Here is a 7,772-nt window from a genome sequence, read left to right as displayed (position 1 = left end):
GGTTACAGGACGTTGAAATTCCTGAGCAGCACATAAACCCCGGTGCCCAGCAGGATGCTCAGCAGCGCATTTTTGCTGCGCCACTGCAAGACCACCACCAGAGCCACTGCGCCTAACTCAGCCCACGGGCCGGACGGGTTCTCGGTGGCGGAGCCGACCACCGAATGCACCATCAGCAGCGTCATGATGGCCAAGGGCAGGAACTGTCCCAGGCGTTGCACAAAGGGGTGTTTTTGCAGCCATTGCGCCGCAACAAAGGGCAGCGCCCGCAAGGAAAATGTCACCAGCCCCATGGCCGCAATCACGCCGATGGCGTAGCCGCTCTCAATCATGGTTTCGCCTCCGTCGTGCTGGCGCTGGCTTTGACTTGCCAGAGGAGGCTGGCCGCGATGCTGAGGCCGATGGAAATCACCAGCGCATGTTTGGCCGCCAGCGGGTAGGCCAGCGCATAGGCCGCCAACGCAATCCACAAAGGGGCGGGACTCTTTTTAATGCGCCACTGCTCGACCGTGAGCACCGCAAACAGGGCGGCCAGCACAAAGTCAAGGCCCGCCAGATTAACCTGGGCCTGCGAGCCAATGACCGCGCCAATCGTGGTCCCCAGCACCCACCAGCCCTGATTGAGCAAGGCCACCAGCACCATCTGGCTGCGCGGTGTGGAATCCGGCAGCGTGGTCAGCACCGAATAGGTCTCATCGGTCAGGCCAAACACCAGGTAGGCCCGAAACCAGCGGCCCTGCGGCAACTTATGCAGCAAGGACAATCCATAAAACACATGGCGCAAATTGACGATCAGGGTCGCCAGCGCAATCGTCCCCACCGACATCCCGGCGGCGAGCATCGGAATCATCATGTACTGCGCAGCCCCGGCAAACACCACGAGACTGGCCAGCACCGCCACCCACCAGTCGCCGCCGGCCTGGACAAACAAAAACCCGAACACCGTTCCCAGCGGGATGTAACCCATGGCCACGGGCACGGTCAGCATCAGCGCCGAGAGCGGCGCCGGGTGCGGGGCGGGGGAGTGACTTGTCATGGTGGGCGCATAGAGTGGGCAGCGGACTATTGTCAACGAAGCCTTTCGGACACTATGCGCATCAGTCCGCGCCTGCTTCGCCTTGAATACGTGCCATGATTCGACAAGACAAAGCCCCGTGGCTCACCTTGAAATCACTATGTTTTTTATAGCTGCTTGCGCAGGTGGGACGGGGGCTGGAGCCCGATTTGGTATAAATCTCGTAGAAAATGAATCTTTTGACCGCCCAGGGCGTCTTCATGGGTAGGTTTTAACAAGGAAAAATCATGGACATCAAAGTACTCGGCACCGGTTGCGCCAATTGCAAAAACACCGTGGCCCTCATTGAGCAGGTAGCCCAAGCCAAAGGCGTGGCCATCACGCTGCAAAAAGTTGAAGAATTGCGCGACATCATGGGCTACGGCGTCATGAGCACGCCGGGCGTCGTCATCGATGGCAAGGTGGTTCATGCCGGTGGCGTGCCGTCCCGCGACAAGGTTGAGCAGTGGTTTGTCACGCATGGGTGAGGGGCACCACGACCACGGTCATGCGCACAGCCATGCGCCGGCCAATTTCAACCAGGCGTTTGCGATTGGCATTGCGCTCAACCTCCTTTTTGTCGCCATCGAGTCGTATTACGGCTGGCAGATCAACTCGCTGGCCTTGCTGGCCGATGCCGGTCATAACCTGAGCGACGTGGCCGGTTTGGTACTGGCTTGGGGCGGTGCGCTGGCGGGCAAGTTACAACCCAGTGCCCGCAAAACCTATGGCTGGAAGCGCGGCACGATTTTGGCGGCTTTTGCCAACGCGCTCCTGCTGCTGGTGGTGATGGGCGCGCTGGTGTGGGAAGCGTTCGGGCGGCTTATGTCACCCGCGCCGCTGCAAGGTGAGCAGGGCGTCACCATGATGGTGGTGGCGGGCGTGGGCATTGCCATCAACACCGTCACTGCTTTGCTGTTCATGCGGGGCAGCCAGCACGACCTGAACATTCGCGGTGCTTTTTTGCACATGGCGGCCGATGCGCTGGTGTCGGCCGGGGTGGTGATTGCAGGCGCCTTGACGTTGTGGCAGGGCTGGCTTTGGCTGGACCCGGTGGTCAGCCTGGCGATTGCTGGCGTGATCGTGCTGGGCACCTGGAGTTTGTTCCGCCAGTCGCTGCACCTGTTGTTTGACGGCGTGCCTGACAGTGTCGATCCGCTGGCGGTGCAAGCCATTCTGGCAGCGCTGCCCGGTGTGACGCAGGTGCATGACCTGCACATCTGGGCCACCGGCACCTCGTACATCACCCTGACGGCGCATCTGGTCATGCCGCAAGGTCGAGCCGATGATGCATTCCTGAAGCACGCCAACGACCAGTTGCATGATCGTTTTGAGATCACGCATGTGACCTTGCAGGTGATGCAGGAACCCTTCACGCAAGCCTGTGGCGCGCCCGATGAGCACGACCATCACGATGACCACGACCACGACCACGACCACGACCACGATCACGCCCATGAGCATGGCCACTGAGCCGGTCACCGCAGCCACTTTGCCGGTCAACAGTTCGGCCGACACCCTGAACCAGGCCTGCTTTTGCCGCACCCTGAATGAAACCCTGTTGCGCGAGCAGCTTGAAGGCGACGCCAGCTTGCCCGGACTGATGCACAGCGTCCTGCAAACCCGCCCGCACCTGTTCTCGTCCACCGTGGTGTTTATTGCCAGCGAGATGGCGCAGCGCATGGCCGAGGTGGTGTCTGCCATCGAACGCGTGGCGGCGTTACCTGCTTACCAAGCCCAGGCGTTGGCGCGAGCCCCGGCAGTGGCACAAACCGCCTACGGCCCGGTGGGCGCCTGCATGGGATATGACTTTCACCTGAGCGCCCAGGGGCCGCAACTCATCGAGATCAACACCAACGCCGGGGGCTTGCTGCTCAACGTTGCGCTGGCGCGGGCCCAACAGTCGTGCTGCGAAGCGATGGACCGGGCGTTTACCCCTCACGCCGCGCCCGAGGTGATGGAAAAAGCGGTTTTTGGCATGTTTGCCAGCGAGTGGCGCCGCCAGCGTGGCGATACGCCTTGGAGGTCGGTGCTGATCGTGGATGACACCCCTGAGACGCAATACCTGGCCCCCGAGTTCGAGCTGTTTCGTCAGCTGTTTCTGCGCCATGGCGTGACTGCGCACATCGCCGATCCTACTCAGCTGACCTGGCAGGGCGGCAAGCTGTGGCATGCCGGGGCGGTGGTCGACATGGTTTACAACCGTCTGACAGATTTCTACCTGGAGGAACCCGCACATCAGGCGCTGCGCCAGGCTTACGTCGCCGGTGCCGTGGTGCTGACGCCCGATCCCTATGCCCACGCGGTGTTTGCGGATAAACGCAATCTGGTGGTGCTCAGCCAGGAGGCGCTGTTGGCGGAGTGGGGCGTCTCAGCCGACGACCGCCAGCGGCTCCAGGCCGCCGTGCCGCAGACCCGTGTAGTGACGGCGCAGGACGCCGATGCCTTGTGGGCGCAGCGTCGGCAACTGTTCTTCAAGCCGGTGGCCGGCTACGGAGCCCGTGCGGCATACCGGGGCGACAAGCTGACACGCCGGGTCTGGGCCGACATCCTTGCGGGTGACTTTGTGGCACAAGCGCTGGTGCCGCCCACTGAGCGTTTGATCGAAGTCGATGGCGCGCGGACCGATCTCAAGTTTGACATTCGGGCCTTTACCTACAACGGTCAGGTGCAACTTCTGGCGGCCCGCATGTACGCCGGACAAACTACCAATTTCAGAACCCAGGGCGGCGGCTTTGCCCCGGTGGTGGTGTTGCCGAATGAGGGTAAGCCCCGTGGTTTTTAGAGCCTGTTCTGCTAAGCTAAAAATATTTTAGCTACCGCATTTTCAGGAACTTCAAGCATGAGAACTTTTATTGCCACCTTCAGTTGGCTTGCCCTGTTGTTTACAACCGCTCCCGCCGCCATCGCCCAAGTCGTGGCCCCGATCGTGATCAAGTTCAGCCATGTTGCCGCGCCGGATACGCCCAAAGGCATGGGGGCCGAGCGCTTCAAAAAGCTGGCCGAAGAGCGTACTAAAGGCCGTGTGCGGGTCGATATTCACCCCAACAGCATGCTGTTCAAGGACAAGGAAGAACTGGAGGCCTTGCAGATCGGCGCCGTGCAAATGCTGGCACCTTCCATCTCCAAGTTTGGGCCGCTGGGGTTCAAGGAATTTGAGGCGTTTGATCTGCCATTCATCACGCCCGATATCGAATCGTTCAGGCGTGTGGCCGAGGGCCCGTTGGGACAGTCGATGCTGAAGCGCCTGGAATCGCGTGGCATACGTGGACTGGCTTATTGGGACGCTGGTTTTCGCGTCATCACGGCCAATCGCCCGATTCGCCGCCTGGCCGATTACAAGGGTTTGAAGATCCGCATCAACTCTTCCAAGGTGATCGAGACGCAAATGAAAGCGATTGGTGTATTGCCCCAGACGCTGGCCTTCTCCGAGGTTTACCAGGCGCTTCAAACCGGTGTGGTGGATGGCGCGGAAACCGTGCTGTCAAACGTCTGGACACAAAAATTCTTTGAGGTGCAAAAGTTTGTTTCGCTGTTGCACCACACCCACCAGGCCTACGCGATTGTGGTGAACAAGAAGTTCTGGGACGGCTTGCCGCCAGATGTCCGCACGGCTCTTGAGAGTGCCGTTGCCGATGCCACGGTCTATGCCAATGCCCTCGGCGCCGCCGAGGAAGTCGATGCGATCGACAAGATCAAAGCCGCCGGCAAAGCTGTGATTTACGAGCCCTCGGTAGCCGAGCGCGAGGAAATGAAACGCGCCATGATGCCGGTACACCGCGACATGGAAACACGCTTGGGGCGTGACAACATTCAAGCCATGTACCGGGCGGCCGGGTTTGTCATGCTTAAGTAGCGGCTTGGTTTCCTCACTCACGGGGCAGTGGAGCGAAGTGGTAGCGAGAAGGTTGCGCTTTCAGTCGTAGAGCTATTTGCGAATAATCAACTTTGAGGGCGGCAAGAAATCTACATTCCTAGTGTGTTCAAAGTAATTTCTATCAGGAATTTTTGTCGCATTAGCCGTAGTTTTATTGGGTTGCAGTGGCCTTGCTAAAGAGCAAGACCAAGTGCAAGGCCAAGACCAAGTGCAAGGGCGGCGCGATACCGGCCAAAGAGAGTACGAATCAAAGTGCGAGGTTTGCCATGGCCACGCCGGGAAAGGCAACGGGCCCTACGTCGAATATCTGAAAACCCCTGCGAGTGATTTAACCGCCTTGAAGAAAAACAATGGCGGGGTTTTTCCGGTCGATCGCGTCATCTCCATCATCGACGGCAGAGAAGCCGTTAAAGGACATGGCGCACGCGAGATGCCTATTTGGGGTCGGCAATACAGTTCTGAAACCGTGGAGGCCGCTGAATACTATGTCGATGTTCCTTACGATCAGGAAATGTACATAAGAAGCCGAATCCTCGCGCTGGTGGATTACCTGGATCGATTGCAGGGGCGGTAGAAACGTCGCATTCTATGAAAAGGGGGCAAGCGTTGACATGACTTATTGCCCCGATGACTGTCAGAATTTCCCGACGTGAGGGTCGGTTATACGTAGAGCGTCAGTTCAGTGACGGTCAGCATATCGCCGCCGGACTTTGTGCCTTTGACCTTCACCAAGCTACCTTGCTTGAGATCAGTCGCTACGCCACGTAGGAGCGTGGCATTCGTTGCATTACAGCGCTGGCCTCTCACTTTAAAATTTGCAACGCTGACGAATTCATCGACGGCGCCAGTGATCTCCACCGTTTTCAGTGTTACTGCATCTTCAACTTCCACTATGGAGGCCACGAGCACGCCTGCTTGCCAAGTTCCGTAGACCTCAACCCGAGCATCCAATATTACTAATGGCTGCGCATCAGCCGGTTTGTAACTCGCCTTGCTAGTGTCTACTTGAATGGTTCCCAGCATGAAGCCACCGGCTGATGGCGTTGACGTGACAAAGCCTTCTATCTCAACCTCTGTTTGTGTTGGAATATTGTTGTTGACGCTCAGAAGTTTGACGCTTGAAACCGTCATGCTGTTGCCCGTCATGGTGCCTTGAATCCGGACCAGTTGGTGATCAACCAGGGTGACTGCGGTAGCGGGCCAAGACAATAATGTGATCTCGTTGACCGTGCGCAAAGTGTGTCCATCGCTGACACTGATGTTGATCAACCCCGTGCTGACGACCGTAGTTTCCGCTGTCGATAAAGCCTTCACACGGGTCGCTTTCCAGATGTTTCCGTCAGCGTTAACTTGCAGGCCCCACACGGCAACGACTAAGCCCGTTGTCAATGCTGAAGCGTCCGTGATGCCGTCAAAAGTAGTGTTGCTGTCGGTTTGCAGCGTCATCCCCGAAACCTTGAATTCTCCAATGGCGGTGATGCTGACTTCCGTGACCAGTCCTTGCGCAATCGACCACACCTCAATGCTGCTGGCGGTGCCCAGTGTCAGGTCGCTGCCGCGTTCGCCTGAAATGCCGGCCACCATCCCGAGACGCAAGTCGGAAGATAGGGCGGACAAGCCATCAATCAATACGCTTGCTTTGGTATCGTCAAACTTGACGCCGTTCATGATGACGCTGCCAAAACCGGATATAGATCCTTGCGCGTAAATACCGGTGCCGCCGGTACCGGGCGCGCTAGCCATCGTGCTACCACCGCCGCCACAAGCTGTCAATGCCGAGGCCGTCGCCGAAGCGGTCAACACCAGCCAATTGCGGCGGGAAATATCGGTCTTCAAATGTTGACGCTGCTTCATGGTGCAGATTTCCTTTTGGCTTTCTTGAGCTTAGCTGCAGGTGCTTTGTCCGCAAGCGCATCGGGTTGCAGTGCATCGTGAAAGTAAACGCCAAACCGGATGCGGTGTTTGGGACCTTCAGTGTCTTCGCTGCGCTGTTCGGCAACTGTGGCGGTCTGTAAAAATTGTTGTAACACGCTCGCCCATAAACGGCGTGCCTGTTGTTGCAATTGATCCGCCTGTTCTTTGGAAAGGTCCTGCGAAAAAGCGCTTTGATCCAGCATCAATGGCTCACTTCGGTCCGGTGCCAGGTTATGGACCGCCGCACTCAGGTGATCGCTGACACTGGCTGCCAGGAACTGGAACGATTCGCTCAAGCCCTCATGGGGCACAAACGCGCTGGCCTTCAATGCGGCATAGCCATCCTCACGCAGTTCAACCACCCCCAGGCGCTCCAATTCATCCAACACCGCTCTGGCGCCAATATCCCGACTCACTTCGGCCACCAGCGTCGTGAAGTCGGGCTCACCGGCGCTGCCGCGCTGCGGCGTGCGAGCCAGAGCGCGAGGCGTTTGGTCAGCGTTTAAAAAACGGGGTTCGCTGATCCAGCGGGCCACCACTGAAGAAGAGATCGGCACCATGGACCGAATCGGATTGGTTTCAGTCGCTGTCTCGCGCAGGCGTTTCACATCTTTCCGGTGTACCCCTGTCAGCAAGGCAATGCGGGTGTCTGAACTGCCTTTGTCGGCCAAGCCGTAAGCCACAACCGCTTCGTCTACCAGCGCTTTTTTAAGCAGTTCAACCATGCAGGGCAGTTGCAGTCCGTGGCCAATCATCAGTCGCGCCAAAGGTTGCAACACCAGTGCGACCGCTTGTGCGGCCATGCCGGACTCGGGCATGCCCGCAGACATTGGCAAGCCTGATACATCGTCAGGAGGGGTTGACTCGGTCATGGCGTAGTAGTTTTAGCGCGAGGGGTCGGATGGGTTACACATTAGGTTACTCATT

General features: G+C 58.4%; 9 protein-coding genes. 5 read left to right on the top strand and 4 right to left on the bottom strand.

The features are described from left to right. Window positions 1-2: 2 nt before the first annotated feature. Both WCG50_RS07955 and WCG50_RS07950 read right to left on the bottom strand, forming a co-directional pair. Window positions 3-332 carry an AzlD domain-containing protein gene (locus WCG50_RS07955; RefSeq protein WP_336899055.1) on the bottom strand — a complete coding sequence of 110 codons (330 nt, stop codon included), beginning with the start codon at window positions 330-332 and terminating at the stop codon, window positions 3-5. Next, window positions 329-1,036, bottom strand: coding sequence for an AzlC family ABC transporter permease (locus WCG50_RS07950; protein ID WP_336899054.1), 708 nt, complete (start codon window positions 1,034-1,036; stop codon window positions 329-331). The genes WCG50_RS07955 and WCG50_RS07950 overlap by 4 nt, the downstream gene beginning before the upstream one ends. A gap of 266 nt (window positions 1,037-1,302) precedes the next feature. Between WCG50_RS07950 and WCG50_RS07945 the strand changes: the two genes are divergently transcribed. From WCG50_RS07945 to WCG50_RS07925, 5 genes are all read left to right on the top strand, one after another. After that, complete coding sequence (locus tag WCG50_RS07945; protein WP_336899053.1) at window positions 1,303-1,542, top strand: thioredoxin family protein; 240 nt, start codon at window positions 1,303-1,305, stop codon at window positions 1,540-1,542. Next, entirely contained in the window at window positions 1,535-2,527 is a 993-nt protein-coding gene (locus WCG50_RS07940) for a cation diffusion facilitator family transporter (RefSeq protein WP_336899056.1), read from the top strand. The genes WCG50_RS07945 and WCG50_RS07940 overlap by 8 nt, the downstream gene beginning before the upstream one ends. After that, complete coding sequence (locus WCG50_RS07935) at window positions 2,451-3,839, top strand: hypothetical protein (RefSeq protein WP_336899052.1); 1,389 nt, start codon at window positions 2,451-2,453, stop codon at window positions 3,837-3,839. The genes WCG50_RS07940 and WCG50_RS07935 overlap by 77 nt, the downstream gene beginning before the upstream one ends. Before the next feature lie 57 nt (window positions 3,840-3,896). After that, window positions 3,897-4,910: a DctP family TRAP transporter solute-binding subunit gene (locus tag WCG50_RS07930; RefSeq protein WP_336899051.1), complete on the top strand. Its 1,014-nt coding sequence runs from the start codon at window positions 3,897-3,899 to the stop codon at window positions 4,908-4,910. Between the two features lie 211 nt (window positions 4,911-5,121). Beyond that, entirely contained in the window at window positions 5,122-5,505 is a 384-nt protein-coding gene (locus tag WCG50_RS07925) for a c-type cytochrome (RefSeq protein ID WP_336899050.1), read from the top strand. 86 nt (window positions 5,506-5,591) lie between these two features. Here the strand turns inward: WCG50_RS07925 and WCG50_RS07920 are convergent, their stop codons facing one another. Then, window positions 5,592-6,767, bottom strand: a complete 1,176-nt coding sequence (locus tag WCG50_RS07920; protein ID WP_336899049.1) for a DUF5666 domain-containing protein — start codon at window positions 6,765-6,767, stop codon at window positions 5,592-5,594. Between the two features lie 14 nt (window positions 6,768-6,781). Beyond that, window positions 6,782-7,717 carry a DUF6502 family protein gene (locus WCG50_RS07915; protein WP_336899048.1) on the bottom strand — a complete coding sequence of 312 codons (936 nt, stop codon included), beginning with the start codon at window positions 7,715-7,717 and terminating at the stop codon, window positions 6,782-6,784. Between the last annotated feature and the right edge of the window lie 55 nt (window positions 7,718-7,772).

Origin of the sequence: Rhodoferax sp. (assembly GCF_037143375.1) — a bacterium.
Taxonomy (GTDB): domain Bacteria; phylum Pseudomonadota; class Gammaproteobacteria; order Burkholderiales; family Burkholderiaceae_C; genus Rhodoferax.
This window is presented reverse-complemented; position numbering and strand designations above follow the sequence as displayed.

Excerpts from the sequence above, each read along its gene's own strand:
- WCG50_RS07945 (WP_336899053.1), top strand. The coding sequence starts at position 1,303 with ATGGACATCAAAGTACTCGGCACCGGTTGCGCCAATTGCAAAAACACC.
- WCG50_RS07935 (WP_336899052.1), top strand. The coding sequence starts at position 2,451 with ATGAGCACGACCATCACGATGACCACGACCACGACCACGACCACGACC.
- WCG50_RS07930 (WP_336899051.1), top strand. The coding sequence starts at position 3,897 with ATGAGAACTTTTATTGCCACCTTCAGTTGGCTTGCCCTGTTGTTTACA.
- WCG50_RS07955 (WP_336899055.1), bottom strand. The coding sequence starts at position 332 with ATGATTGAGAGCGGCTACGCCATCGGCGTGATTGCGGCCATGGGGCTG.
- WCG50_RS07915 (WP_336899048.1), bottom strand. The coding sequence starts at position 7,717 with ATGACCGAGTCAACCCCTCCTGACGATGTATCAGGCTTGCCAATGTCT.
- WCG50_RS07950 (WP_336899054.1), bottom strand. The coding sequence starts at position 1,036 with ATGACAAGTCACTCCCCCGCCCCGCACCCGGCGCCGCTCTCGGCGCTG.
- WCG50_RS07940 (WP_336899056.1), top strand. The coding sequence starts at position 1,535 with ATGGGTGAGGGGCACCACGACCACGGTCATGCGCACAGCCATGCGCCG.